This is a genomic window from Shinella sp. 1A1 (genome assembly GCF_055379515.1).
In genome coordinates this window covers 1,269,770-1,294,312 of the sequence record NZ_AP039671.1, presented here as the reverse complement: position 1 = coordinate 1,294,312, position 24,543 = coordinate 1,269,770, and the positions used below count along the sequence as shown (strand labels likewise).

25 protein-coding genes and 1 tRNA gene are annotated in these 24,543 nt (G+C 63.6%); 13 read left to right on the top strand and 13 right to left on the bottom strand.

What is annotated here, in order from left to right:
- Nucleotides 1-77: 77 nt before the first annotated feature.
- Both ACZ48C_RS06530 and ACZ48C_RS06525 read left to right on the top strand, forming a co-directional pair.
- Nucleotides 78-722 carry a DUF47 domain-containing protein gene (locus tag ACZ48C_RS06530; RefSeq protein WP_424547499.1) on the top strand — a complete coding sequence of 215 codons (645 nt, stop codon included), beginning with the start codon at nucleotides 78-80 and terminating at the stop codon, nucleotides 720-722.
- Nucleotides 722-1,729, top strand: a complete 1,008-nt coding sequence (locus ACZ48C_RS06525; protein ID WP_119258402.1) for an inorganic phosphate transporter — start codon at nucleotides 722-724, stop codon at nucleotides 1,727-1,729. The genes ACZ48C_RS06530 and ACZ48C_RS06525 overlap by 1 nt, the downstream gene beginning before the upstream one ends.
- Before the next feature lie 66 nt (nucleotides 1,730-1,795).
- Here ACZ48C_RS06525 and ACZ48C_RS06520 read toward each other — a convergent pair whose 3' ends face one another.
- Nucleotides 1,796-2,095, bottom strand: a complete 300-nt coding sequence (locus ACZ48C_RS06520; protein WP_162911496.1) for a hypothetical protein — start codon at nucleotides 2,093-2,095, stop codon at nucleotides 1,796-1,798.
- Between the two features lie 522 nt (nucleotides 2,096-2,617).
- Between ACZ48C_RS06520 and ACZ48C_RS06515 the strand changes: the two genes are divergently transcribed.
- Nucleotides 2,618-2,702 (top strand) — tRNA-Leu (locus tag ACZ48C_RS06515).
- An 87-nt stretch (nucleotides 2,703-2,789) separates the two neighbouring features.
- On the opposite strand, the gene wrbA is transcribed toward ACZ48C_RS06515, so the two are convergent.
- Nucleotides 2,790-3,389 (bottom strand): NAD(P)H:quinone oxidoreductase type IV, encoded by a 600-nt coding sequence (wrbA, locus tag ACZ48C_RS06510; protein WP_119258448.1) that lies wholly within the window; start codon nucleotides 3,387-3,389, stop codon nucleotides 2,790-2,792.
- A 169-nt stretch (nucleotides 3,390-3,558) separates the two neighbouring features.
- Here wrbA and ACZ48C_RS06505 point away from each other — a divergent pair, with 169 nt between their 5' ends.
- From ACZ48C_RS06505 to ACZ48C_RS06470, 8 genes are all read left to right on the top strand, one after another.
- Nucleotides 3,559-4,314: a competence/damage-inducible protein A gene (locus ACZ48C_RS06505; RefSeq protein WP_318911436.1), complete on the top strand. Its 756-nt coding sequence runs from the start codon at nucleotides 3,559-3,561 to the stop codon at nucleotides 4,312-4,314.
- A 64-nt stretch (nucleotides 4,315-4,378) separates the two neighbouring features.
- The gene (locus ACZ48C_RS06500) at nucleotides 4,379-5,221 is read left to right on the top strand and encodes a universal stress protein (protein ID WP_119258404.1); all 843 of its coding nucleotides are present in this window, start codon (nucleotides 4,379-4,381) and stop codon (nucleotides 5,219-5,221) included.
- Nucleotides 5,222-5,335: 114 nt separating this feature from the next.
- Nucleotides 5,336-5,833 (top strand): xanthine phosphoribosyltransferase, encoded by a 498-nt coding sequence (gene gpt, locus ACZ48C_RS06495; RefSeq protein WP_318911435.1) that lies wholly within the window; start codon nucleotides 5,336-5,338, stop codon nucleotides 5,831-5,833.
- Nucleotides 5,834-6,600: 767 nt separating this feature from the next.
- The gene (locus tag ACZ48C_RS06490; protein WP_464782524.1) at nucleotides 6,601-10,416 is read left to right on the top strand and encodes a vitamin B12-dependent ribonucleotide reductase; all 3,816 of its coding nucleotides are present in this window, start codon (nucleotides 6,601-6,603) and stop codon (nucleotides 10,414-10,416) included.
- Between the two features lie 311 nt (nucleotides 10,417-10,727).
- Complete coding sequence (locus tag ACZ48C_RS06485; RefSeq protein WP_464782523.1) at nucleotides 10,728-11,723, top strand: endonuclease/exonuclease/phosphatase family protein; 996 nt, start codon at nucleotides 10,728-10,730, stop codon at nucleotides 11,721-11,723.
- Between the two features lie 74 nt (nucleotides 11,724-11,797).
- Nucleotides 11,798-11,968, top strand: a complete 171-nt coding sequence (locus ACZ48C_RS06480; protein ID WP_318911432.1) for a hypothetical protein — start codon at nucleotides 11,798-11,800, stop codon at nucleotides 11,966-11,968.
- Nucleotides 11,969-11,977: 9 nt separating this feature from the next.
- Nucleotides 11,978-12,613 (top strand): alpha/beta hydrolase family protein, encoded by a 636-nt coding sequence (locus ACZ48C_RS06475; RefSeq protein WP_464782522.1) that lies wholly within the window; start codon nucleotides 11,978-11,980, stop codon nucleotides 12,611-12,613.
- Nucleotides 12,614-13,076: 463 nt separating this feature from the next.
- Nucleotides 13,077-13,391 (top strand): DUF1883 domain-containing protein, encoded by a 315-nt coding sequence (locus ACZ48C_RS06470; protein ID WP_464782521.1) that lies wholly within the window; start codon nucleotides 13,077-13,079, stop codon nucleotides 13,389-13,391.
- Between the two features lie 132 nt (nucleotides 13,392-13,523).
- On the opposite strand, the gene ACZ48C_RS06465 is transcribed toward ACZ48C_RS06470, so the two are convergent.
- Nucleotides 13,524-14,840 carry a replication-associated recombination protein A gene (locus ACZ48C_RS06465; RefSeq protein ID WP_464782520.1) on the bottom strand — a complete coding sequence of 439 codons (1,317 nt, stop codon included), beginning with the start codon at nucleotides 14,838-14,840 and terminating at the stop codon, nucleotides 13,524-13,526.
- Nucleotides 14,837-16,240, bottom strand: coding sequence for a DegQ family serine endoprotease (locus tag ACZ48C_RS06460; RefSeq protein ID WP_413251120.1), 1,404 nt, complete (start codon nucleotides 16,238-16,240; stop codon nucleotides 14,837-14,839). The genes ACZ48C_RS06465 and ACZ48C_RS06460 overlap by 4 nt, the downstream gene beginning before the upstream one ends.
- Before the next feature lie 199 nt (nucleotides 16,241-16,439).
- Between ACZ48C_RS06460 and msrP the strand changes: the two genes are divergently transcribed.
- Both msrP and msrQ read left to right on the top strand, forming a co-directional pair.
- Nucleotides 16,440-17,381 (top strand): protein-methionine-sulfoxide reductase catalytic subunit MsrP, encoded by a 942-nt coding sequence (msrP, locus tag ACZ48C_RS06455; protein ID WP_119258449.1) that lies wholly within the window; start codon nucleotides 16,440-16,442, stop codon nucleotides 17,379-17,381.
- The gene (gene msrQ / locus ACZ48C_RS06450) at nucleotides 17,381-18,025 is read left to right on the top strand and encodes a protein-methionine-sulfoxide reductase heme-binding subunit MsrQ (RefSeq protein WP_464782519.1); all 645 of its coding nucleotides are present in this window, start codon (nucleotides 17,381-17,383) and stop codon (nucleotides 18,023-18,025) included. Before msrP ends, msrQ begins: the two co-directional genes overlap by 1 nt.
- Nucleotides 18,026-18,083: 58 nt before the next feature.
- Here msrQ and rplQ read toward each other — a convergent pair whose 3' ends face one another.
- From rplQ to rpsE, 9 genes are all read right to left on the bottom strand, one after another.
- A complete protein-coding gene (rplQ, locus tag ACZ48C_RS06445) occupies nucleotides 18,084-18,509 on the bottom strand; it encodes a 50S ribosomal protein L17 (protein ID WP_119258413.1) in 426 nt (141 codons plus the stop codon).
- A 139-nt stretch (nucleotides 18,510-18,648) separates the two neighbouring features.
- Nucleotides 18,649-19,659 carry a DNA-directed RNA polymerase subunit alpha gene (locus tag ACZ48C_RS06440; RefSeq protein ID WP_119258414.1) on the bottom strand — a complete coding sequence of 337 codons (1,011 nt, stop codon included), beginning with the start codon at nucleotides 19,657-19,659 and terminating at the stop codon, nucleotides 18,649-18,651.
- A gap of 100 nt (nucleotides 19,660-19,759) precedes the next feature.
- A complete protein-coding gene (gene rpsK / locus ACZ48C_RS06435; RefSeq protein WP_023513823.1) occupies nucleotides 19,760-20,149 on the bottom strand; it encodes a 30S ribosomal protein S11 in 390 nt (129 codons plus the stop codon).
- A 242-nt stretch (nucleotides 20,150-20,391) separates the two neighbouring features.
- Nucleotides 20,392-20,760, bottom strand: a complete 369-nt coding sequence (rpsM, locus tag ACZ48C_RS06430; RefSeq protein WP_119258415.1) for a 30S ribosomal protein S13 — start codon at nucleotides 20,758-20,760, stop codon at nucleotides 20,392-20,394.
- 228 nt (nucleotides 20,761-20,988) lie between these two features.
- Nucleotides 20,989-21,573 (bottom strand): adenylate kinase, encoded by a 585-nt coding sequence (locus ACZ48C_RS06425; protein ID WP_464782518.1) that lies wholly within the window; start codon nucleotides 21,571-21,573, stop codon nucleotides 20,989-20,991.
- Nucleotides 21,570-22,910, bottom strand: coding sequence for a preprotein translocase subunit SecY (gene secY / locus ACZ48C_RS06420; protein ID WP_119258417.1), 1,341 nt, complete (start codon nucleotides 22,908-22,910; stop codon nucleotides 21,570-21,572). Before secY ends, ACZ48C_RS06425 begins: the two co-directional genes overlap by 4 nt.
- Before the next feature lie 317 nt (nucleotides 22,911-23,227).
- Complete coding sequence (rplO, locus tag ACZ48C_RS06415; RefSeq protein ID WP_119258418.1) at nucleotides 23,228-23,707, bottom strand: 50S ribosomal protein L15; 480 nt, start codon at nucleotides 23,705-23,707, stop codon at nucleotides 23,228-23,230.
- A gap of 13 nt (nucleotides 23,708-23,720) precedes the next feature.
- Nucleotides 23,721-23,924 (bottom strand): 50S ribosomal protein L30, encoded by a 204-nt coding sequence (gene rpmD, locus ACZ48C_RS06410; protein WP_119258419.1) that lies wholly within the window; start codon nucleotides 23,922-23,924, stop codon nucleotides 23,721-23,723.
- 13 nt (nucleotides 23,925-23,937) lie between these two features.
- Complete coding sequence (gene rpsE, locus ACZ48C_RS06405) at nucleotides 23,938-24,504, bottom strand: 30S ribosomal protein S5 (RefSeq protein ID WP_119258420.1); 567 nt, start codon at nucleotides 24,502-24,504, stop codon at nucleotides 23,938-23,940.
- Between the last annotated feature and the right edge of the window lie 39 nt (nucleotides 24,505-24,543).

The window sequence follows — 24,543 nt, the reverse complement described above, 5'->3', positions numbered from 1 at the left end:
CCGAATCAACGCTTTCCAGCGCGTTGACGGTCAATTATGACAGCCGCATGACAACCCCAGCCATGTAAGGGGCATCCATGCTTTCGCTGTTTCGCAAACTCATGCCGCGCGAAGACCGTTTCTTCGATCTCTTCGAGCAGCATTCCCGCACTGTCGTCGGCGCCGCCGAATCGCTCCGCACGCTGCTTGCCGGCGGCCCGGACATGGAAAAGCACTGCGACCGGATCGTCGAACTGGAAAACCAGGCCGACGAGATCACCCATGAAGTTCTGCAAGCGGTGCGCCGCAGCTTCATCACGCCCTTCGACCGCGGCGACATCAAGGACCTGATCCAGTCGATGGACGATGCCATCGACATGATGCACAAGACGGTCAAGACCATCCGCCTCTACGAGCAGACGAGCTTCCAGCCCGGCATGCAGGAAATGGGCGAGACCGTCGTCAAGGCCGCCCATCTCATCGCCGAGGCGATCCCGCTGCTCGACAAGATCGGCGTGCATGCCGGCCGCCTCGGCACCATCGCGGAAGAGATCACCCGCGTCGAGGGCCGCTCCGACGAATTGCACGACCGCGGCCTGAAGGACCTCTTCAAGGAATTCGGCAAGACCGATCCGATGGCCTATATCATCGGCAGCGAGATCTACGGGGAACTCGAGAAGGTCGTCGACCGCTTCGAGGACGTCGCCAATGAAATCAGCGGTATCGTGATCGAGAACGTCTGATGGACGCCACGCTCGCCCTTCCGCTGCTGGTCGGCCTCGTCGGCATCGCGCTCGTCTTCGATTTCCTGAACGGCCTGCACGACGCGGCGAATTCCATCGCCACGATCGTCTCCACCCGCGTGCTGCGCCCGCAATACGCCGTCCTGTGGGCAGCCTTCTTCAACTTCATCGCCTTCCTGTTCTTCGGCCTGCATGTCGCCGAGACGCTGGGCAAGGGCATCATCGATCCCTCCATCGTCAGCCCGCTGGTCATCTTCTCGGCGCTGATGGGGGCGATCATCTGGAACGTCGTCACCTGGGTCTTCGGCATCCCGTCGAGCTCCTCGCATGCGCTGATCGGCGGCCTCGTCGGCGCGGGCCTCGCCAAGACCGGCTTCGACGCCGTCGTGTGGAGCGGGCTCATCAAGACGGCGAGCGCCATCTTCCTGTCGCCGGCCATCGGCTTCTTCCTGGCGCTGATCCTCATCCTGATCGTCTCGTGGATATTCGTGCGCCAGACGCCCTTTGCCGTCGACCGCACCTTCCGCGTCATGCAGTTCCTGTCCGCCTCGCTCTATTCGCTCGGCCACGGCGGCAACGACGCGCAGAAGACCATGGGCATCATCGCCGTGCTGCTCTATTCGCAGGGCTATCTCGGCGGCGACTTCTACGTGCCCTTCTGGGTGGTGATCACCTGCCAGTCCGCCATGGCGCTCGGCACGCTGATGGGCGGCTGGCGCATCGTGCACACGATGGGCTCGAAGATCACTCGCCTCAACCCGATGCAGGGCTTCTGCGCCGAAACCGGCGGCGCGATCACCCTCTTCGCCGCGACATGGCTCGGCATTCCGGTCTCCACGACCCACACGATCACCGGCGCCATCATCGGCGTCGGCGCCGCCCGCCGCGTCTCGGCCGTCCGCTGGGGCATCGCCGGCAACATCGTCATCGCCTGGATCGTCACCCTGCCCTCGGCGGCAGCGATCTCGGCGCTGTTCTACTTCGCGGTGAACGCGGTTTCGGGCTGACGGCGAAGAAATGAGGGCTGTCGCTATCGCGGCAGCCCTGTTTCGATCTATCCCCTGAGCCGCTGCTCAGTCGACATAGTTGGCGAATACGCCGAAACCACTGGAAAAGCAGCTGCCGCCACTCATCCATGTCGAGCTCTGGCCCGGCCCCACGCGAAGCGTCGCGCTGGCACCGAGCGCCAATGCCAACCGTGCCTCCACCAGCCTCGAGCCGATATTGCGTACCGAGCAGCAACTTCCGCACGTCACTTCAACGTCCTTCGCGGCAGTTCCCGCTACTCCACCGAGCACCTGTGCGGACGAGACGGCTGGAAAGACCAGAGATATTGCAGACACCAGAAGAATTGCAGGCATTTTTCGATGCATTTTTCTCTCCTATGGTTTGATACAATCGTCATTCTTGAGCCATGCAGCCCGCACCGAAGGTCCGTTATTCGTAACATTCCTGTATATTACGGTGGCATAGCCTGAATCGCTGAAGCAGACATCTATGCCGCGCGTGTATTGGCCCCCAATGACGGTGAAGTTTCCTTTATCCGTCCTGCACACCTCGTCGTAGATGTTTATGACCCGCGTATCCCCCCTGAAAATGAAACTCCCATCAATGCAAATTGACCCTGCATGAGCGGTGCCTCCAACAAACATGGCGAGGCAGAATGCAATTTTTGATTTCATAACCCCCTCCATTTCAGCACCTTAAAGTTATATTTATTTCAGTTGCAATTCAATAATAAAGCAACTTTAGAATGCATATTCGTGAATTTTCCCTGCAACCGCCCTTTGAAGGCTGACATCCGCAAGGGAAGCCAACTCGGATATGCCTGTAGGAAATGTTTTATGCCTCGCGCTCTTGACTGCTTCGCCCCGGCAATCGAAAACGCGCGGGAAGCGGGCGTGGCGAAACTGGTAGACGCAAGGGACTTAAAATCCCTCGGCCTTGGCTGTGCGGGTTCGATCCCCGCCGCCCGCACCAGCATTCTTCCGGAATCACGGCAAACAAAAAGGGTGCGGCCCCTGACGCTGGCCGCACCCTCTTTTTCAGTGACGTTTCAGGAGAACGTCAGGCCGAAAGCTTTGCCGCGATCTTGGCGACATGCGCGCCCTGGAAGCGGGCGGCTTCGAGTTCGACTTCCGAAGGTTGGCGCGAGCCGTCGCCGTCGGTGATCGTCGAGGCGCCGTAGGGCGAGCCGCCCTTGACGGCATCGACGCCCATCTGGCCCTGGAAGGCATAGGGCAGGCCGACGACGGCAAGACCGTGGTGCAGCAGCGTGGGGATGAAGCCGAGGATGGTGGATTCCTGGCCGCCGTGCTGGGTCGCCGAGGAGGTGAAGACCGAGCCGACCTTGCCGACCAGCTTGCCCTGCGCCCACAGGCCGCCGGTCTGGTCCCAGAAATTGCGCATCTGCGAGGCGACCGTGCCGAAGCGCGTGCCGGCGCCGACGATGATGGCGTCGTAGTTTTCGAGCTCGGCCACGGTGGCGATCTCGGCCTTCTGGTCCATCTTGTAGTAGGAAGCCTTGGCAACCTCTTCCGGAACCAGTTCCGGAACGCGCTTGACGGTCACGTCGGCACCGGCCGACTTCGCGCCTTCTGCCGCAGCATAGGCCATGGCTTCGATGTGCCCGTAGGCCGAATAGTAAAGAACCAGAACTTTCGCCATTGTCGTCTCCTGTCTTGCGATGCCTTTCCGCTTGATCGCGGCGTCGGCTTGGATGTAGCACTTCAAGGTGGCGGCCACCCAGAAGCTGCCCGGTCGACAGACTGTTCACCCTCCATTGACAATGCCGCCGCATCGGTCGGCAATATTGTCCGAAGTCCAGAGAGCGCCTATGAGTTCCAGCCCCGCCGCCACCGCCGCCATGCTCGCCATCGGCGACGAACTCCTTTCCGGGCGCACCAAGGACAAGAATATCGGCCAGCTCGCCGACATGCTCTTCCTCGCCGGCATCGACCTCAAGGAAGTGCGCATCGTCGGCGACGACGAAGACGCGATCGTCGAGGCGCTGAATGCGCTGCGCGCGCGCCATACCTATGTCTTCACCTCCGGCGGCATCGGCCCGACCCATGACGACATCACCGCGGATGCCGTTTCCAAGGCGTTCGGCGTGCCGTGCCTGCATGATCCGCTCGCGATGGAACTGCTCGGCGCGATGTATGCGCGGCGCGGCGTCGAGTTCAACGAGGCCCGCAAGCGCATGGCGCGCATGCCCGAGGGCTCCGTCCATATCGAGAATGCCGTTTCCACGGCGCCGGGCTTCCATATCGGCAATGTCTATGTGATGGCCGGCGTGCCGCAGGTCTTCACCGCGATGCTCGGCACCGTCGTGCCGAAGCTCGAGGGTGGGCGGCCCATGCTCCAGCGTTCCGTCGCCTCGCCCTTCGGCGAGGGCGATATCGGCAGCGCACTCGCCGAGATCCAGAAGAACCACCCGGAGACCAGCATCGGCTCCTATCCGCGCTTTTCGGAAAACCGCTTCTCGACGGAAATCGTCATCCGCAGCCGCGAGGAATCTCCGGCGCTTGCGGCCGAACGTGATATACTTGCGATGATTGCAGAAATCGCCGCGGCCAAGGCGGGCGTTTGATCCCGATCAAGGTTATGGCGTTTCGGCAGGCGCAAGGTTCGTGTGGACCAGACAGGAGGCCGAAATGAGCTACAAGACCATCGTGGCGGTGCTGAGCGCCGCGGAGGATGCCGGCAAGGTGACGGACCACGCGCTTGCACTCGCGCGCCGCACCGGCGGGCATGTCGTCGGCATTCACGCGGAATCACCGGTCGTGGTCACGTTGATCGCGCCCATGGAATATCCCGACCCGAGCGCCGTCCTCGACCTGCAGGAACGCGCCCGCCGGCAATCGCGCGAGGTCGAGCAGGCCTTCCGCTCGCGCTGCGAGCGCGACGACATCTCCTATGAATGGCGCCTCTTCACCGGCACCGCCGGCTATGCCTCGGCCGGCGTCATCGACAGCGCGCGCGGCGCCGACATCGTCATCGCCGGGCAGTTCGACCCGGACGCCGACGGCCCGGCGCAGGAGGATATCGAAGACCTGCTCTACGAGAGCGGGCGCCCGGTCTACCTCGTCTCCAATGCGCCGGCCGGTCCCGAACCGATCGACCGGGTGCTGCTCGCCTGGAACGGCTCGAAGGAATCGGCGCGCGCCGCCTTCGACGCCCTGCCCTTCCTGACGGCGGCGAAGGAGGTCGAGATCTTCACCGTCGATCCGCCGGAAAACTCCATGCAGTCGCGCGAGTTCTGCGGCGCCGAACTTGCGGCGACGCTCGCCCGGCACGGCATCAAGACCACCGTCGCCTCGCGCGGATCGGAGCGGCATTCCGTCGCCGAGACCGTCAACCACCGTGCGACGGAGATCGGCGCAGGCCTCATCGTCATGGGCGCCTACAGCCATTCGCGGCTGCGCCAGCGCCTCTTCGGCGGCGTCACCAGCGCCATGATGCGCCACGCCCGCGTGCCGGTGCTGATGTCCCGCTGAGGCGGACTTGGCTGTGGATCGCCCGGCCTGCATGGCCGGGCGGCGATTTCCTTGAGCGGCGACTTGCATTAGAGAGAAGGAATCTTCTTTTTTTCCGCCTATCAGGAGCCCGTCATGTCGCTGCCCGACAAAGCCTTCCCCGTTTCCTGGGATCAGTTTCACCGCGACGCGCGCGCGCTCGCCTGGCGGCTGGCGGACGGCGACCGCGAATGGAAGGCGATCGTCTGCATCACCCGCGGCGGCCTCGTGCCGGCGGCGGTCATCTCGCGCGAACTGAACATCCGCCTGATCGAGACGGTCTGCGTCGCCTCCTACCACGACTATGTCTCGCAGGGCGACATGCACGTCCTCAAGGGAATCTCGCCGGAGCTCACCGAGCAGGGCGGCGAAGGCATTCTCATCGTCGACGACCTGACGGATACCGGCAAGACCGCCGCGCAGGTCCGCGCCATGCTGCCAAAGGCGCATTTCGCCGCCGTCTACGCCAAGCCCAAGGGCCGTCCGCTGGTCGACACCTTCGTCACCGAAGTCAGCCAGGACACCTGGATCTATTTCCCCTGGGACATGGGCTTCACCTACCAGGAGCCGATCGCCAAGGGCAGCCGCGGCTGATAGCGGCGGCGTCTCGCCTGCCCTGTGCGCCGGTGTTTCTTTCGCGCCAGAGTCCTCGCCTTTTCCAGTCGTTTTCCGGGCGTTTCCGCCCGGGAAGCTGCAGCCTTGCGGCCGCTAAAAAGGGCCGCCAGCGAGTCGGGTTGACGACAGGGAGAATCACTTTATCCACGGATCACAACTCTTCGGGGATGACTATTCCCTGATGTCGGGATGTCGAAAAATCCCTTCTTTTCACCCATGATTTTTTTTGCTTTTCCACAGAGGCATGTCACGCCGCCTCACCTTTCGGCCGGAACCTGCTGATTTTTCAGGCCTTGCGCGATGTCCCCATTTTCCACAGCCCACAGGCACAAGATATAGAGTTCAAACTTCATTCACAAACCAGCCCTTGACGAGAATCGGGCTGATGAGGTTAATGAATTCCAAGTTGCGGCGGCGACTGGACCGTAAAGTTACGAGGTCGGTTCCCATCACGAAATCGCGTTTCCTGCGCATGCGGCGGGGCGGATGATCCGCTCACCGCAAGGGTGCTTCCGCGCCCGGTTTTTTGATGCGCCTTCGCGCCCGCAGGGTCTGGAATAAACTATCTGTTAATACTATATTTAGTGTTTGCAGCCAAACTCAGCACAAGATACAGGACATCCGAGATCGATCGGGTTTCCCGCAAGGATTGGAAGATCGGGGCTGGCTGCAAGGGCATTGCGGCCGGACGGGGTTAATTGCGCCCTGTTTTCAAGGACAGGATGCGGCAGCAGAGGACAACGGAAATGCGCATAGAACGTCGCTTCACAAAACCTGGTCAGTCGGCCTATGCGGAGATCGAATTCCGCAAGGCCACCAGCGAGATCAAGAACCCGGACGGCTCCATCGTCTTCCGCCTGGCCGATATCGACGTGCCGGCGCAGTTCTCCCAGGTCGCCGCCGACATCCTCGCGCAGAAATACTTCCGCAAGGCCGGCGTGCCGGCGCGGCTGAAGAAGGTCGAGGAGAACGATGTTCCCTCCTTCCTGTGGCGCTCCGTGCCCGATACCGAAGCCCTGAAGGCGCTGCCGGAAAACGAGCGCTTCGGTTCTGAAACCGATGCCCGCCAGGTCTTCGACCGTCTTGCCGGCACCTGGACCTACTGGGGCTGGAAGGGCAAGTATTTCGCTTCCGAGGAAGACGCTGCCGCCTTCAAGGACGAACTCGCCTATATGCTCGCCACGCAGCGCGTCGCCCCGAACTCGCCGCAGTGGTTCAACACGGGCCTGCACTGGGCCTATGGCATCGACGGTCCCGGCCAGGGACATTTCTATGTCGACCCCTTCACCGGCAAGCTGACCAAGTCCAGGTCGGCCTACGAGCATCCCCAGCCGCATGCCTGCTTCATCCAGTCCGTAGAGGACGATCTCGTCAACGAGAACGGCATCATGGACCTGTGGGTGCGTGAAGCGCGCCTCTTCAAATACGGCTCCGGCACCGGCTCCAACTTCTCGCATCTGCGCGGCGAAGGCGAAAAGCTTTCGGGCGGCGGCCGCTCCTCCGGCCTGATGAGCTTCCTGAAGATCGGCGACCGCGCGGCCGGCGCCATCAAGTCGGGCGGCACGACGCGCCGCGCGGCCAAGATGGTCGTGGTCGACATCGACCATCCGGATATCGAGGACTACATCAACTGGAAGGTCAAGGAAGAGCAGAAGGTGGCGGCGCTCGTCACCGGCTCGAAGATCGTCGCCGGCCACCTCAAGGCCATCATGAAGGCCTGCGTCAATTGCTCGGCCGAAGGCGAGCGCTGCTACGACCCCGCCGAGAACCCGGCCCTCAAGCGCGAGATCCGCGCCGCCAAGAAGAGCCAGGTTCCGGAAAACTACATCAAGCGCGTCGTCCAGTTCGCCAGGCAGGGCTACAAGGACATCGAGTTCAAGACCTATGACACGGACTGGGATTCGGAAGCCTATCTCACCGTTTCCGGCCAGAACTCCAACAACTCCGTCTCGCTGAAGGACGACTTCCTGCGCGCCGTCGAGAATGACGGGGAATGGCACCTGACCGCCCGCAAGGACGGCAAGGTCATGAAGACGCTGAAGGCGCGCGACCTGTGGGAATCGATCTCCTACGCCGCCTGGGCGTCGGCCGATCCGGGCCTGCACTTCAACACGACGATGAACGACTGGCACACCTGCCCGGCTGCCGGCCCCATCCGCGCGTCGAACCCGTGCTCGGAATACATGTTCCTCGACGACACGGCCTGCAACCTCGCCTCGCTGAACCTCCTGCAGTTCAAGGACGCCGCGACGAAGAAGATCAACATCGCCGACTACGAACATGCCGTGCGCCTGTGGACCATCGTGCTCGAAGTCTCGGTCATGATGGCGCAGTTCCCCTCGCGCCAGATCGCCGAGCTCTCCTACGAATACCGCACGCTCGGCCTCGGCTATGCCAATATCGGCGGCCTGCTGATGTCCTCGGGCATCCCGTATGATTCGGCAGAAGGCCGCGCCATCGCCGGTGCGCTGACCGCCATCATGACGGGCGTCGCCTATGCGACCTCGGCCGAGATGGCCGGCGAGCTCGGCCCGTTCCCGGGCTTTGCGCCGAACCGCGACAACATGCTGCGCGTCATGCGTAACCACCGCCGCGCCGCCTATGGCGAGACGGCGGGCTATGAGGCGCTGTCGGTCAACCCGGTCGCCCTCATCCATGACGAATGCTCCGATCCGGCCCTGGTCGCCCATGCCACCGCGGCCTGGGACAAGGCCGTGGCGCTCGGCGAGAAGCACGGCTACCGCAACGCCCAGACGACCGTCATCGCGCCGACCGGCACGATCGGCCTCGTCATGGACTGCGACACGACCGGCATCGAGCCCGACTTCGCCCTGGTGAAGTTCAAGAAGCTCGCCGGCGGCGGCTACTTCAAGATCATCAACCGCGCCGTGCCGGAAGCGCTGCGCACGCTCGGCTATTCGGAAAGCCAGATCGCCGAGATCGAGGCCTATGCCGTCGGCCATGGCAACATGAACCAGGCGCCGGCCATCAACCCGTCGACGCTGAAGGCCAAGGGCTTCACCGACGAGAAGATCGAAGCCGTCAATTCCGGCCTCAAGTCCGCCTTCGACATCAAGTTCGCCTTCAACCAGTGGACGCTCGGCGCCGACTTCCTGAAGGAGACGCTGAAGGTCACGGACGAGCAGCTTTCGGACATGTCCTTCAACCTGCTGGAGCATGTCGGCTTCACGAGGAAGGACATCGAGGCGGCGAACATCCACGTTTGCGGCGCGATGACGCTGGAAGGCGCACCCTTCCTCAAGGCCGAGCACCTGCCGGTCTTCGATTGTGCCAACCCGTGCGGCAAGATCGGCAAGCGCTACCTTTCGGTCGAAAGCCATATCCGCATGATGGCGGCGGCCCAGCCGTTCATCTCGGGCGCCATTTCCAAGACGATCAACATGCCGAACGAGGCGACCGTCGAGGATTGCAAGAACGCCTACATGCTCTCCTGGAAGCTCGCGCTGAAGGCCAACGCCCTTTACCGCGACGGCTCCAAGCTTTCGCAGCCGCTCAACGCCTCGCTGATCGAGGATGAGGAGGACGAGGACGACGCCGTCGAGGCGCTGGTCGCCGCACCCGCCGCCGCCCAGGCCGTGCAGGTCACGGAAAAGATCGTCGAGCGGATCGTCGAGCGCCTGGTGCGCGACCGCGAGAAGCTGCCGAACCGCCGCCAGGGCTACACCCAGAAGGCCGTCATCGGCGGGCACAAGGTCTACCTGCGTACCGGCGAATTCGGCGACGGCCGCCTCGGCGAGATCTTCATCGACATGCACAAGGAAGGCGCCGCCTTCCGTGCGATGATGAACAACTTCGCCATCGCCATCTCGCTCGGCCTGCAGTACGGCGTGCCGCTCGAAGAATATGTGGAGGCCTTCACCTTCACCAAGTTCGAGCCGGCCGGCATGGTCATCGGCAACGACGCGATCAAGAACGCCACGTCGATCCTCGACTACGTCTTCCGCGAGCTTGCCGTCTCCTATCTCGGCCGCCACGACCTTGCCCATGTCGACACGTCCGACTTCGGCAACACGGCGCTCGGCAAGGGCATCCAGGAAGGCAAGACGAACCTGATCTCGACCGGCTGGACGCGCGGCCACAAGCCGACCCTCGTCCAGGGCGGACAGAGCGAGCGCTCGCTTTCCGAGCCGAAGGGTGCAGCCACCGCCGCGCCCGCCAAGGCAGCCTCGACCGGCAACGTCACCTCCTTTGCCGGCAGCGCCGCCCGCAAGCTGGAGCCGGCAACCGCCGTCGCCACCTCTGAAATCGTCGCCTTCAAGCGCGACTACGAGGAGCGCGCCGCCGAATTGGCCGAGGAGATCGCCGAAGAAGTGGCGGACGAAGCGCCCGAAAGCGTGACCGCCCTCTTCTCCGACAAGGCCGCCGCCGAAGCCGCCAGCGCCAAGGCCGAAGCCAAGAAGCTGGAAGCCGAACGCCGCATGCGCTCCATCGCGCAGGGCTACACCGGCAACATGTGCTCCGAGTGCCAGAACTTCACCATGGTGCGCAACGGCACCTGCGAGAAGTGCGACACCTGCGGCGCGACGAGCGGCTGCAGCTAAGCGGCCAGGGCCGACCTGATAAACGAAAACCCGGGGAGCGATCCCCGGGTTTTCCGTTTCAATGCCACTCACGGCTCAAGGCCGAGGGTTCACGCGGCACGGAACGCCCTTACCTTTCTGGCAAATACGCGCCCATTTTCCCGCCCCCGGCCGATGGCAGCGGCAAACCCGGCCGAAACCGACGAACTGCGGCAGGCAACTTTCCCGCCACACCGCAATGCATTGCAGCCTCGGCATGCACACGGTACATGCAAACCTCCCGTTACGGGAATCGACCTGAACCGAATCCCGTGATGCAGAAGGAACAGTCGATGCAGACAACGCCGCGCCGGGGGCTGGTCGCCCTTGCCTATCGCGTCCTCATCCTGCCGGGCGTCATCGCCTATCTCTTCGCCGTCAGCGTCGTGGTGCTTGCCGCCGACCGGTTCTGGCTCGTCGATCTCCTCACCTTCGCCTGGCCCTATGTGGTGACCATCGGCGCCCTCTTCCTCGTCGGCGCCCTGGTGACGCGGCGGCTGAAGGCGATCGCGATGGCGCTGCTCGGCATCGGCGTCGCGCTCATTCCCGCCTTCGACGTGCCGACCGCCCGCCCCGCCCGCGACGGCGGCGGAGGGCTCAAGGTCCTCACGGCCAATCTGTTCGTCGGAAATGTCGAGGGGCCCGCCGGCTTCATCGAGATCCTGCGCCGGGAAAAGCCCGACATCGTGGTTCTGGAGGAAACGACCCGCGCCTGGGACGAGGCGCTTTCGGCCGCCGGGCTCTACCCTTACCAGAGCAGCGCGGAAAGCCGCGCACGCGACAGCCTGAAGGTCTTTTCCCGCCTGCCGATCCGCGCCGAGACCGAGCTGAAGCGCGCCTTCACCGAGGAGCGCGCCTACAAGCAGCCGCTGCGTCTCGAGCTAGACCTCGGCGGAAAACCGCTCTTCCTCTACGCCTTCCATCCCGAAACGCCGCGCCGGCCCTGGCAGTGGCGCGACCGCAACGCCTATCTTTCCGCCGCCGCCGATGCGGTAAAGGGCGATCTCGAAAAGGGGCCGGTCATCGTCGCCGGCGACTGGAACACGCCCACCTGGTCGCCGTTCTTCCGCGGCTTCCTGCGACAGGCCGGCCTGGCCTCCACCGCGGGCGGCTGGCTGCAGCCGGTGACGCGCTTCAGCATGAAGCTCGACGCCCTCGCCTATATCGGCGCCTCGATCGACCATATCGTCGTATCGCCGGATATTTCCGTGCGGGCGCATCGCATCGGCCCGGCCTTCGGCTCGAACCACCTGCCGGTCATCGCCGAGCTTTCACTGCCGGAGAGCTAGGGCACTTTCGCTGCCAACCCTTCGCCCCCGCCGCAAAACACGCTATCCTGTGAACACGACCGAAGGAGATGACCATGGCGACGGAAAAGGACAGCCCCAAGGCTTCGCTGGAAAAGGAACAGGCCCGCCAGAAGGAAAAGAGCCTCAAGGCCGAGCAGGACGACTATCTGGAAGAAGCGCTGGAGGAGACCTTTCCGGCCAGCGACCCGATCGCGCCCGGCGACGTCAGGGACCACGCGAAGTAAGATGGCCGCATGAGCCTGCCCTTCCTCTTCACCGGCCCGCAGGATGCGCCCGCCACTCTGCTGCTTGCCCATGGCAGCGGCGCGCCGATGGATTCGCCGGCGATGAATGCGGCGGCGACGGCGCTGGCGGCCGAGGGCCTGCGCGTCGCCCGCTTCGAGTTCTCCTACATGGCGGCGCGGCGCACGGAGGGCAGCCGCAGGCCGCCGCCGAAGGCCGAGACCCTGAACCCGGAATTTTGCGCCGCCGTCACCGAGCTCGGCACCAAGGGCAAGCTCGTCATCGGCGGCAAGTCGATGGGCGGGCGCGTCGCCAGCATGGTGGCGGACGGGCTTTACGCCGAAGGCCGCATCGCCGGCCTCCTCTGCCTCGGCTATCCCTTCCACCCGCCGGAAAAGCCGGCGCAGCTTCGCACCGCGCATCTGACGGCGCTTCGCGTGCCGACGCTGATCTGCCAGGGAACGCGCGATCCCTTCGGCACGAGCGAGGAGGTTCCGGCCTATGGCCTGCCGGAGCGCATCCGCTTCCTGTGGCTCGAGGACGGCGACCATGACCTCAAGCCCCGCAAGAGCATTTCCGGCTTCTCCGCCGCCGACCACCTCGCCACCATGGCGAAGACGGTGAAGGCCTGGACGGAAACGCTCTGAGCTGTTCCGCGGGAAACAGCGCGCCAATCCAGCCCATGCGACATTTCCGCTACCGGATGGCTCTGGCCATCCGCGCAAAACGCGTCCGCGTCTGCCACCGAGCGAGCCGCCGATATGGGTCGATCGGCCGTGCCCCGCCGGCAGACGGCCTCACGGGCGCGGCGAAGCCCGGATGCACCTCTCCGCATCCGGGCTTCGCCCTTTGCGGAGATTTCGCCCGCCAATCTCCCCGGCCTCGGCCACCGTGTTAGATTCGCTTTCGCAATGACGGCTCTTTGACATCGGCATTCTCATCCAACGCGCCTGCGACTTTGAATCAAGTCGCTGCCGATTTGAATCCGCTTTCCAGGACAACCGTTTGAATATGCGTCACTATTGCCAGGGAGCCGCATCGCCTGCGAGAAGGGAACGTTAACCGGCGCATGCCATCATATCTGCGCTATCCCAGATATCCGGGCGATCCATGGCGCACAGCTTTTCCTATACGCATTACGACCTCGACATGCAGCGCAGCGGCACGGTGATCGAGATCACGCTTTCGGCCGTCGCCAATGTGCGCCTGATGAGCCATGCCAATTTCGATCTTTTCAGGAATGCTCGCCAGCACAAGTTCCTCGGCGGCGTTGCAAAGCAATCGCCGATCCGGCTGAAGATCCCGCAAAGCGGCCACTGGCATGTGGTGGTGGACATGGAGGGCCTTCCCGGCAAGGCGGAATCCTCGATCAAGCTGGCGCCGCAGGCGCCGCAAAAGCCGGCGCCCCGCTTCGGCGCCGCCTAGGGCCGATCGACATTCAGTTCAGGCTGAGCCGAAAATGGTGCTTTTCCGGGATCCGGAGCGCAGCGTACTTTCCGTACGTGAGCACCGGAAGCCCAAAAGTTGCAGGCCTGCTGGACTGAATGGCGATCTGTCCTAGCCGTTCCCGGCCTTCTCCCGGCGCAGCTTCGCCCACCATTCCAGCCGCTTGCGCAGCTCCCGCTCGAAGCCGCGCTCCGGCGGATCGTAGAAGGTGCGGCGGCCCATCTTCTCCGGGAAATAATCCTGACCGGAAAAGGCCTCCGGCTCGTCATGGTCGTAGCGGTAGCCTTCGCCATAGCCCTCGCCCTTCATCAGCTTGGTCGGGGCGTTGAGGATGTGCTTGGGCGGCAGCAGGGAGCCGTTTTCCTTCGCCGCGCGCATGGCGGACTTGTAGGCGGTGTAGACGGCGTTGGATTTCGGGGCGGTGGCGAGATAGATACAGGCCTGCGCCAGCGCCAGCTCGCCTTCCGGCGAGCCAAGGAAATCGTAGGCGTCCTTCGCCGCATTGCAGACGACGAGCGCCTGCGGATCGGCAAGACCGATATCCTCCACCGCCATGCGCACCATGCGGCGGCAGAGGAACAGCGGGTCCTCGCCAGCATCCAACATGCGGGTGAGATAGTAGAGCGCCGCATCGGGGTCCGAGCCGCGCACGGCCTTGTGCAGGGCGGAGATGAGGTTGTAGTGGCCGTCCTGCGACTTGTCGTAGACCGGCGCGCGGCGCTGGACGATGCGGAAGAGATCGTCCTGGCCGAAGGCCTCGCCGGAGCGCGCCGCCCGCCACACTTCCTCGGCCAGCGTCAGCACCGCCCGCCCGTCGCCGTCGGCCATGCGCAGCAGCGAGGCGCGTGCCTCTCCGTCGAGCGGCAACGGCTTTTCCTCGATGGCCTCGGCGCGCTTCAGCAGCTCTTCCAGGCTCTGCTCGTCATGCGGCTTGAAGGTCAGAACGCGGGCGCGCGAGAGAAGAGCGGCATTGAGCTCGAAGGACGGGTTTTCCGTCGTCGCGCCGACAAGCACGATGGTGCCGTCCTCCATGACCGGCAGGAAACTGTCCTGCTGGGCGCGGTTGAAGCGATGGATCTCGTCGACGAAAAGCAGGGTCTGGCGGCCGCCCATGCGGCGCAGGCGCGCGGCCTCGAAGACCTTCTTGAGATCGGCGACGCCGGAGAAGATCGCCGAGATCTGCTCGAAGGCAAGGCCCGTCTCGCCGGAAAGCAGGCGCGCGACCGTCGTCTTGCCGGTGCCCGGCGGGCCCCAGAAGATCATCGAGCCGAGCGAACCCGCCTCGATCATGCGCGAGAGCACACCATCCGGACCGGTCAGGTGCTCCTGACCGGAGACCTCGCCCAGCGTGCGGGGGCGCAGGCGGTCGGCCAGGGGCCGTTTTGCCGCCATTTCCTCCGGTTCACGCGGGGCGAAGAGGTCGCTCATCGGAAGAACTGGCGGATGCGCTGGCCGTCGCGCTCGATCTCGACGCGCCAGATGGACGGATCCTCGCCGACGAGCGCGGCGAGCTTCTCGGTGGTGGTGACGGGCGTGCCGTTCAGCTCGATGACGATGTCGCGCGGCTGAAGTCCGATGCGCGCGGCGGGCGAGCCGCGGTTGATCTCGGTGATCACCACGCCGGTGGTCGTCTTGTTGGTCGGCATGCGCAGCTCCTCGGCGACGCGCGGCGAGAGGTTCGCGACGACCGCGCCGGAGAAGGGATTGCGGCCCTCGATCAGCCGCTCGTCACGCGGCGTCGTCTCGGGCGCGCGGTCGAGGGAAAGCGTCAGCTCCTGCTCCTTGCCGTCGGCGATGACGGTGATGCGGGCCGTGCCGCCGATGCCGACGGTGGTGAGGCGATAGCCCAGCGCATCGGGATGCTCGACCGGGATGCCGTTGACGGCGGTGACGACCTGTCCGGCCTTCATGCCGGCCTTTTCCGCCGGACTGCCGGGCTGGACCTGCGAAATGAGCGCGCCACGGGCGCGGTCGAGACCGAGGGCGTCGGCAACTTCCGAGGTCACCGGATCGAAAGTCGCGCCGATGAAGGGGCGATCGAAGGTGGCGTTGCCGTTCTCGGCGCTGGCGACGAAGGTCTTCACGAGATTGGCGGGAATGGCGAAGCCGACGCCGTTCGAGCCGCCGCCGCGCGAGAAGATGGCGGTGTTGATGCCGATCAGCTCACCGTTCATGTTGATGAGGCCGCCGCCGGAATTACCGGGATTGATCGCGGCGTCCGTCTGGATGAAGAAGCCGAAATCGCCCGAGCGCACCTGGTTGCGGGCAAGCGCCGAGACGATGCCGCTCGTCACCGTCTGGCCGACGCCGAAGGGATTGCCGATGGCCAGCACCAGATCGCCGACCTGGACAGCATCGCTGTCCCCGAGCGGCAGGGTGGCGAAATCGGCATCCGACTTGATCTTCAGCACGGCGAGGTCGACGCGCTCGTCCTTGAGCACGACGGTGCTCTCGAATTCGCGGCCGTCGGCAAGCGCGACCTTGATGTCGCTCGCGCCCTCGATGACGTGGTTGTTGGTCACCACGAAGCCCTTGGCGCCGACAATGACGCCCGAGCCGAGGGAGGACTGTTTCTCGCTGCGGTTCGGCATGCGCTGGCCGAAGAATTCCTCGAAGAAGGGGTCGCCCTCGAAGATCGAGCGGCGCTCGACGACGCGCTCGGCATAGACGTTGACGACGGCATTCTCGACCTGCTTGACGAGCGGCGCGAAGGAGAGCTGCATCTCCGTGCGCGATTGGGGCACGGTTCGCTCCTGGGCCGTTGCGGGTGTCACCAGCGCCAGCGCCATGACAACGGGGGCGGCAAGCAGGATGCGGGCTTTCAGCATGGACGAGTCTCCTTCGTTTCCACGTCACGATCAGATAGGATTTCGCAGGAAAAAAGGCAAACCGCGCAGGTCTTTTCATGCGCCGACGCTCACGCGGCGCGCACGAAAAAGTGGTTGCCGCAAATCTTCCCCGCCGTTGAAACAACATGGGAGTTCTTTACGTAGGTATCAGGCAAGCAACCGAATGGATCGAGCCGCCATGACCCTCTATCGCCCGCCCCGCATCAATGCCTCCGAGATCACGCCGGAAAGCTGTTTCTTCAACCGGCGCTCTTTTCTCGCCGCGGCCGCCGGCGGCATGCTGGCAGCCGCCGGAACGCCCGCCTTCGCCGAAGCGCTGAAGGCGTCGAAGAGCGCCTATACCGTCGACGAGAAGCTGACGCCGGAAAAGGACGTGACCAGCTACAACAATTTCTATGAATTCGGCATGGGCAAGGGCGACCCGCAGGCGAATTCGGAGAAATTCAAGCCGACGCCCTGGACCATCAAGGTCGGCGGCCTCGTCGGCAAGCCGAAGGAATTCGGGCTGGAGGAGCTGCTGGCCATGCCGCTCGAGGACCGGGTCTACCGCATGCGCTGCGTGGAAGCCTGGTCGATGGTGATCCCCTGGGTCGGTTTTCCGCTCGCAGCACTCCTCGACAAGGTCGAGCCGCTCGGCGATGCGAAATACGTCGCCTTCGAAACGGTCGTCCGGCCGAAGGAGATGCCCGGTCAGTCCGGTTTCTTCCAGTCCCTGCCCTGGCCCTATGTCGAGGGCCTGAGGCTCGACGAGGCGCGCCATCCGCTGGCGATCCTCTCCGTCGGTGTCTACGGCAAGACGCTGCCGAACCAGAACGGCGCGCCGGTCCGGCTCGTCGTGCCGTGGAAATACGGCTTCAAGGGCATCAAGTCGATCGTGAAGATCACCCTCACCGACAAGCAGCCGCCCTCGACCTGGAATATTTCCGCACCCGAGGAATATGGTTTCTACGCCAACGTCAATCCGGAGGTCGATCACCCGCGCTGGAGCCAGGCGAGCGAGAACCGCATCGGCGAAGGCGGCTTCTTCGGCGCCAACAGGCGCCCGACCCTGCCCTTCAACGGCTATGCGGACGAGGTAGCGAGCCTCTATGCCGGCATGGACCTCAGGGCCAATTACTGATGGCTCTGCTGCCCGCCCTGCCCCGCAAGTACCACACCGCATCAATCTGGCTGCTCTATGCCGCCGGGCTTGCGCCTGCGGCCTACGGCTTCTGGCTCGGGGCGACGGGCGGGCTTCCGGGCAATCCGGTGAAGGAATTCGAGCACCTGCTGGGGCTCTGGGCGCTGCGGTTCCTCGTCGCCACGCTCGCAATCACGCCGCTGCGCGACCTTGCCGGCATCAACTGGATCCGCTATCGGCGCGCCCTCGGGCTGCTCGCCTTCTGGTATGTGCTGATGCACTTCCTGACCTATATGGTGCTCGACCAGTACCTGAATTTCCAGGCGATCCTGGTCGATATCGCCAAGCGGCCCTTCATCACCATCGGCATGGCGGCCTTCGTGTTCCTGATCCCGCTGGCGCTGACCTCCAACAATTGGTCGATCCGCCGGCTGGGGCCGCGCTGGGTGAAGCTGCACCGGCTCGTCTACATCATTGCCGCCGCAGGCGCGCTGCACTTCGCCATGTCCGTCAAGGTCGTGGGTCTGGAGCCGTGGACCTATATCGGCCTCGTCGCGCTGCTGCTTGCCTGGCGCCTCGTGCGAACGCCCTTCAATCGCTGGAAGCGCGGGACGGGCGGACGGCCGCAATTCAACAGGGCATAACAGCAAAAGGCCGGAAGATCGCTCTTCCGGCCTTTTGCTGTTTTCGTATCCCGAAGGATCAGGCTGCTTCGGCAGCAGCTTCTTCAGCGGCTACGCGGGCCTTGTCGGCAGCGCCCTTGGCATCGACGTCGCGGTCGACGAACTCGATGACTGCGAGCGGGGCGTTGTCGCCGTGGCGGAAGCCGGCCTTCATGATGCGCAGGTAGCCACCGTTACGGTTAGCGTAGCGGCTTGCGATCGCGTCGAAGAGCTTCGAAACGACAGCAACGTCGCGGATCTGCGAGATCGCCTGGCGACGGGCGTGCAGGTCGCCGCGCTTGCCGAGGGTGACGAGCTTCTCGACGATCGGGCGGATTTCCTTCGCCTTCGGCAGCGTCGTTACGATCTGCTCATGCTGGATGAGCGAGGCAGCCATGTTGGCGAACATCGCCTTGCGGTGGCTTGCGGTACGGTTGAGTTTGCGACCCGAATTCTGGTGGCGCATCTCGATTCTCCTTCACATGCAGGCAGTCGCCTGCCGTTTGATGGTGGCGCATGTCCGTCCCGCCTTGCGGGACAAAGGGACATGCGCAGTTCATAGATGCTAAGGCCAGCTTTGCGCGCCCCGAGGGGCGCGTGCGGCCTTAGTACTGGTCTTCGTAGCGCTTGGCGAGATCTTCGATGTTCTCCGGCGGCCATGCGGGCACTTCCATGCCGAGGTGCAGGCCCATGGAAGCGAGAACTTCCTTGATCTCGTTGAGCGACTTGCGACCAAAATTCGGAGTGCGAAGCATTTCGGCTTCGGTCTTCTGAATGAGATCGCCGATATAGACGATGTTGTCGTTCTTCAGGCAGTTCGCCGAACGGACGGAAAGTTCCAGTTCGTCGACCTTCTTGAGGAGCGCCGGGTTGAACGCCAGTTCCGTGACCGATTCTTCCTCGGCTTCCTTCTGCGGTTCGTCGAAGTTGACGAAGACCGAGAGCTGGTCCTGAAGAATGCGGGCCGCGAACGCGATCGCATCTTCGCCCGTGACGGAACCGTCGGTCTCGATGGTCATCGTCAGCTTGTCGTAGTCGAGAACCTGGCCTTCACGGGTGTTTTCCACCTTGTAGGACACTTTCTTGACCGGCGAGTAGAGGCTGTCGACCGGGATGAGGCCGATCGGTGCGTCTTCGGAGCGGTTGCGGTCGGCCGGGACATAGCCCTTGCCGTTGTTGACCGTGAACTCCATGCGGATTTCCGCGCCCTCGTCGAGGGTGCAGATGACGTGGTCGGGGTTCAGGATCTCGATGTCGCCGACCGTCTGGATGTCACCCGCCGTTACGACGCCCGGACCCTGCTTGCGCACGACCATACGCTTGGAATCGTCGCCATCCATCTTGATGGCGATTTCCTTGATGTTGAGCACGATGTCCGTCACATCTTCCCGGACGCCCGGGATGGAGGAGAACTCGTGCAGGACGCCGTCGATCTGCACGGCGGTAACAGCCGCACCGCGCAGCGACGACAGGAGCACGCGACGCAGCGCGTTGCCGAGCGTCAGGCCGAAGCCACGCTCCAGCGGCTCGGCAACAAGGCTTGCCTTGGTGCGGCCGGAGGAGGTGAATTCCACCTTGTTCGGCTTGATCAGTTCCTGCCAGTTTTTCTGGATCATGTGTTTTGCCTTCCGTTCGCCGCCACCATCCAATCGTGACGGCCGAGCCCTGAAGTACCGCGGAAGCCGGATGGCCTCCACGGTTGTTTGAAGTCGATGATCAGACGCGGCGCTTCTTGCGCGGACGGCAACCGTTGTGCGGGATCGGGGTCACGTCGCGGATGGACGTGATCATGAAGCCGGCAGCCTGGAGGGCGCGCAGAGCCGATTCACGGCCGGAACCCGGACCGCAGACTTCGACTTCCAGCGACTTCATGCCGTGTTCCTGGGCCTTCTTGGCGCAGTCTTCGGCAGCGATCTGGGCAGCGAACGGGGTCGACTTGCGCGAACCCTTGAAGCCCTTTGCACCGGCGGACGACCAGGCAATCGCGTTGCCCTGTGCGTCGGTGATGGTGATCATCGTGTTGTTGAACGAAGAATTGACGTGAGCAACACCCGAGGTGATGTTCTTGCGTTCGCGACGGCGGACGCGTGCGGCTTCCTTGGCCATGGATAGTCCTTTCGTTGATCTCGACACCGCCGTAATTCCAGCGGCTCCACCGGGCGGGGTCGAAACCCTGCCCTGAACAGTATTTGCAGACATGCCCGAAGGCTCAGGTCTGCGGCGATATCGTCACTGCCGTAGTACCAGCAGCTCCACCGACCGGGATCCCGACAAAGGACAAGACCCCGCTCGAAACTCAAAAGAGGCCGGCGCGAAGCGCCAGCCTCCCGTTCCCCGTTTCCGGGAAATTACTTCTTCTTGCCTGCGATGGCCTTGGCCGGACCCTTGCGGGTACGGGCGTTGGTGTGCGTGCGCTGGCCGCGAACCGGGAGGCTACGACGGTGACGCAGGCCACGGTAGCAACCGAGGTCCATGAGACGCTTGATGTTCATCGAGGTTTCGCGACGCAGGTCGCCTTCGACCTGGTAGTCGCGGTCGATGGCTTCACGGATCTGCAGGATTTCTGCGTCCGTGAGCTGATGCACGCGACGATCAGCCGGGATGCCGACCTTCTCGATGATTTCCTGTGCAAACTTCGGGCCGATCCCGTGAATGTAACGGAGCGCGATTACGACGCGCTTCGCGGTCGGGATGTTGACGCCAGCGATACGTGCCACGCCTGTTCTCCTTGCTTCCAGTTGCCATCCGGCAAGTGGTCTTCTTCATTCGATACGGCCACGAAAGCCGCTGCTCAATCTGATGTTCGGGACATGTCGAAAACGACCGTACCCGGACTTCGTTCTTCGAAATCCGCGCCGATCGCAATGGTATGTCGCGAGTTGGCGCTGTCTTAAGGGGAATCGGCCGAAAAAGTCAACTCCCCGGCCGTCCTTTTTAACCTGATATCAGGCGTTCTCGAGGATTCCCGCGATCTGCGCGGTCACCTTGTCGACATCGGCCATGCCGTCGACCGTCTGAAGCTTGCCCGTCGAAGCATAGTAGCTCGACAGCGGCGCGGTCTTCTCACGGTACTCCGTGAGGCGACGCTTGAAGGCTTCCGGATTGTCGTCGGAGCGAACCGTGCCGCCGGCGGCAATGGTTTCGGCTACGCGATTCTCCATGCGCTTGACCAGCGCATCTTCGTCCACCTTCAGCTCGATGACCGCATCGAGCGCGATACCCTTGCCGGCGAGGATCCCGTCGAGGGCTTCCGCCTGGGGAACCGTGCGCGGGTAACCGTCGAGGATGAAGCCCTTGGCACAATCCGGCGAATCGATGCGGTCGGAAACGATCTCGTTGACGATCGCGTCGGAGACGAGCTGGCCGGCATCCATGACGGCCTTGGCGCGCTTGCCGACATCCGTTCCGGCGGCGACGGCCGCGCGCAGCATGTCACCCGTGGAAAGCTGCGGAATGCCGTGCCTTTCCGTCAGGAGCTTGGCTTGAGTCCCCTTGCCAGCGCCGGGCGGTCCCAGAAAAATCAGTCTCATCGTCCCCTCTTTCCTCCACGCAGCTTCGACTTCTTGATCAGCCCCTCATACTGCTGGGCGATCAGGTGGCCCTGTATCTGTGCTACAGTATCCAGGGTCACGCTGACAACAATCAAAAGCGACGTACCACCAAGGTAGAATGGCACCCCGGTCTGCGCGATCAGGATTTCGGGAAGGATACAGACGAACATCAGGTAAATGGCGCCGACGACCGTGATGCGGGTCAGCACGTAGTCGATATATTCGGCGGTGCGCTCGCCCGGACGGATGCCCGGAATGAAGCCGCCGTGCTTCTTCAGATTGTCGGCCGTGTCCTTCGGATTGAAGACGATGGCCGTGTAGAAGAAGGCGAAGAAGGCGATCATGGCGGCGTAGAGCACCATGTAGAGCGGCTTGCCGTGGCCGAGCGAGGCGATGATCGTCGTCGCCCAGTTCGGCATCGCAGCCGTATTCGAGAAGCCCGCGACCGTTGCCGGCAGCAGCAGCAGCGAGGAGGCGAAGATCGCCGGGATGACGCCCGAGGTGTTCAGCTTCAGCGGCAGGTGCGAGGTATCGCCTTGGAACATGCGGTTGCCGACCTGGCGTTTCGGATACTGGATCAGCAGGCGGCGCTGGGCGCGCTCGACGAAGACGATGAGCGCGATGACGCAGACCGCCATGACGACGACCGCAAGCACGACGCCGATGGAAAGCTGGCCGGTCCGGCCGAGTTCCAGCGTGTTGCCGAGGGCGCGCGGCAGGGCCGCCACGATGCCGGCGAAGATGATCAGCGAAATGCCGTTGCCGATGCCGCGCGAGGTGATCTGCTCACCGAGCCACATCAGGAACATGGTGCCGCCGAGCAGCGAGATGACGGTGGATATGCGGAAGAACCAGCCCGGATCGTTGACCAGCCCTGCCCCGCTCTCAAGGCCCACCGCGATGCCGTAGGCCTGCAGCGTGCCGAGCAGCACCGTGCCGTAGCGGGTGTACTGGTTGATGATCTTGCGGCCCTGCTCGCCTTCCTTCTTCAGCTGCTCCAGCGAGGGAACGACCGAAGTCATCAGCTGCACGATGATCGACGCGGAAATGTACGGCATGATGCCGAGCGCGAAGATCGCCATGCGCTCGACGGCGCCGCCGGAGAACATGTTGAAGAGGCCGAGAATACCGCCCGACTGGCCGCGGAAGGCCTGTGCGAAGGCTTCGGCGTTGAGGCCCGGCAGGGGAATATGGGTGCCGAGCCGATAGACGATCAGCGCGCCCAGCGTGAACCAGAGGCGCTTCTTCAGGTCTTCCGCCTTGGCGAAAGTCGAGAAGTTGAGGTTAGAGGCAAGTTGTTCCGCTGCCGAAGCCATGCATTTCTCCGCGAAGCCGATCCGGCGGCGGTAACGCCCGGCCAGGTCCGGATTGGCTGATCCGTTGGCATTCGCGCCCGGCCCTCCCCGGACCGATCGCCAATGCTGAAATTCGTCGTGCCTGCCTGCGCCGTTGCGGCGAAGCGGGCGGATGGAGCCTAAACCGGTTGAAACGCGGATTGTCAAGCAATCCCGGCCTCACCCTGGCTTTTATTCCGGATAACGATGGGGACGAGAATCCCGACGGTCGTTGTGAGGCTCACATATGGGAGCAAAATCGCCCGGTGTGAAGCACACCGGGCGACTATTTTGTCGAATTATTCCGCGGCTTCCGCTGCTGCGGCCAGCAGCTTCACCGAGCCGCCGGCCTTTTCGATCTTCTCGACCGCAGGCTTGGAGGCGCCGGCGACCTCGAAGGCGACCTTGGCCTTCAGTTCGCCGTCGGCGAGGATGCGCACGCCGTCCTTTTCGCGGCGGATGACGCCGGCAGCCTTGAGAGCGGCTGCGTCAACGGTCGCCTTGGCATCGAGCTTGCCGGCATCGATTGCCTTCTGGACGCGGTCCAGGGAAACGATGACGAAGTCGGATGCGAAGATGTTGTTGAAGCCGCGCTTCGGCAGGCGACGGTAGATGGGCATCTGACCGCCTTCGAAGCCGTTGATGGCGACGCCCGAACGAGCCTTCTGACCCTTGACACCGCGACCACCGGTCTTGCCCTTGCCGGAGCCGATACCGCGACCGAGGCGCTTGCGGCCCTTCGAAGAACCTTCGTTGTCCTTGATTTCGTTAAGCTTCATGATCTCTACTCCCTCACTTCTCGTCGACGACGCGAACGAGGTGCTGGACGGCACGGATCATGCCGCGGACAGACGGGGTGTCTTCCAGCGTGCGAACCCGGTGCATCTTGTTGAGGCCCAGGCCGACGAGCGTTGCGCGCTGTACGGCCGGACGGCGGATGGGGCTGCCGATCTGCTCGACAGTCACCGTCTTCTTGGCGGTTTCTTTCTTAGCCATGGATCAGTGCTCCTTATTCTTCAGCAGCAACGCCAGCCGACTGACGACGAGCCTGCAGCGTGGCGTACTTCATGCCGCGCTGAGCTGCGATGTCCTTCGGGTGCATCTGGCTCTTGAGAGCGTCGAACGTCGCACGGATCATGTTGTACGGGTTCGAGGAACCGGTCGACTTGGCGACGACATCGTGAACGCCGAGCGTTTCGAAGACGGCGCGCATCGGACCACCGGCGATGATACCGGTACCGGCCTTGGCCGAACGAAGCAGAACCTTGCCGGCGCCGTGGCGGCCGTGCACGTCGTGGTGCAGCGTGCGGCCCGAGCGCAGCGGAACGAAGATGAGGTCGCGCTTGGCGGCTTCGGTGGCCTTCCGGATCGCTTCCGGAACTTCACGAGCCTTGCCATGGCCGAAGCCTACGCGGCCCTTCTGGTCGCCGACGACGACGAGAGCTGCAAAACCGAAACGACGGCCGCCCTTGACGACCTTCGCGACGCGGTTGATCGCGACGAGCTTATCGACAAACTCGCTGTCGCGCTCTTCGCGGTTCTGGCGGTCATCGCGACCGCGCTTTTCCTGTGCCATTGTCCTTTTCCTTTTTCTTTTCCGGGTGCAATCGGCAGA

Excerpts from the sequence above, each read along its gene's own strand:
- ACZ48C_RS06530 (WP_424547499.1), top strand. The coding sequence starts at position 78 with ATGCTTTCGCTGTTTCGCAAACTCATGCCGCGCGAAGACCGTTTCTTC.
- ACZ48C_RS06525 (WP_119258402.1), top strand. The coding sequence starts at position 722 with ATGGACGCCACGCTCGCCCTTCCGCTGCTGGTCGGCCTCGTCGGCATC.
- ACZ48C_RS06520 (WP_162911496.1), bottom strand. The coding sequence starts at position 2,095 with ATGCATCGAAAAATGCCTGCAATTCTTCTGGTGTCTGCAATATCTCTG.
- wrbA (WP_119258448.1), bottom strand. The coding sequence starts at position 3,389 with ATGGCGAAAGTTCTGGTTCTTTACTATTCGGCCTACGGGCACATCGAA.
- ACZ48C_RS06505 (WP_318911436.1), top strand. The coding sequence starts at position 3,559 with ATGAGTTCCAGCCCCGCCGCCACCGCCGCCATGCTCGCCATCGGCGAC.
- ACZ48C_RS06500 (WP_119258404.1), top strand. The coding sequence starts at position 4,379 with ATGAGCTACAAGACCATCGTGGCGGTGCTGAGCGCCGCGGAGGATGCC.
- gpt (WP_318911435.1), top strand. The coding sequence starts at position 5,336 with ATGTCGCTGCCCGACAAAGCCTTCCCCGTTTCCTGGGATCAGTTTCAC.
- ACZ48C_RS06490 (WP_464782524.1), top strand. The coding sequence starts at position 6,601 with ATGCGCATAGAACGTCGCTTCACAAAACCTGGTCAGTCGGCCTATGCG.
- ACZ48C_RS06485 (WP_464782523.1), top strand. The coding sequence starts at position 10,728 with ATGCAGACAACGCCGCGCCGGGGGCTGGTCGCCCTTGCCTATCGCGTC.
- ACZ48C_RS06480 (WP_318911432.1), top strand. The coding sequence starts at position 11,798 with ATGGCGACGGAAAAGGACAGCCCCAAGGCTTCGCTGGAAAAGGAACAG.
- ACZ48C_RS06475 (WP_464782522.1), top strand. The coding sequence starts at position 11,978 with ATGAGCCTGCCCTTCCTCTTCACCGGCCCGCAGGATGCGCCCGCCACT.
- ACZ48C_RS06470 (WP_464782521.1), top strand. The coding sequence starts at position 13,077 with ATGGCGCACAGCTTTTCCTATACGCATTACGACCTCGACATGCAGCGC.
- ACZ48C_RS06465 (WP_464782520.1), bottom strand. The coding sequence starts at position 14,840 with ATGAGCGACCTCTTCGCCCCGCGTGAACCGGAGGAAATGGCGGCAAAA.
- ACZ48C_RS06460 (WP_413251120.1), bottom strand. The coding sequence starts at position 16,240 with ATGCTGAAAGCCCGCATCCTGCTTGCCGCCCCCGTTGTCATGGCGCTG.
- msrP (WP_119258449.1), top strand. The coding sequence starts at position 16,440 with ATGACCCTCTATCGCCCGCCCCGCATCAATGCCTCCGAGATCACGCCG.
- msrQ (WP_464782519.1), top strand. The coding sequence starts at position 17,381 with ATGGCTCTGCTGCCCGCCCTGCCCCGCAAGTACCACACCGCATCAATC.
- rplQ (WP_119258413.1), bottom strand. The coding sequence starts at position 18,509 with ATGCGCCACCAGAATTCGGGTCGCAAACTCAACCGTACCGCAAGCCAC.
- ACZ48C_RS06440 (WP_119258414.1), bottom strand. The coding sequence starts at position 19,659 with ATGATCCAGAAAAACTGGCAGGAACTGATCAAGCCGAACAAGGTGGAA.
- rpsK (WP_023513823.1), bottom strand. The coding sequence starts at position 20,149 with ATGGCCAAGGAAGCCGCACGCGTCCGCCGTCGCGAACGCAAGAACATC.
- ACZ48C_RS06425 (WP_464782518.1), bottom strand. The coding sequence starts at position 21,573 with ATGAGACTGATTTTTCTGGGACCGCCCGGCGCTGGCAAGGGGACTCAA.
- secY (WP_119258417.1), bottom strand. The coding sequence starts at position 22,910 with ATGGCTTCGGCAGCGGAACAACTTGCCTCTAACCTCAACTTCTCGACT.
- rplO (WP_119258418.1), bottom strand. The coding sequence starts at position 23,707 with ATGAAGCTTAACGAAATCAAGGACAACGAAGGTTCTTCGAAGGGCCGC.
- rpmD (WP_119258419.1), bottom strand. The coding sequence starts at position 23,924 with ATGGCTAAGAAAGAAACCGCCAAGAAGACGGTGACTGTCGAGCAGATC.
- rpsE (WP_119258420.1), bottom strand. The coding sequence starts at position 24,504 with ATGGCACAGGAAAAGCGCGGTCGCGATGACCGCCAGAACCGCGAAGAG.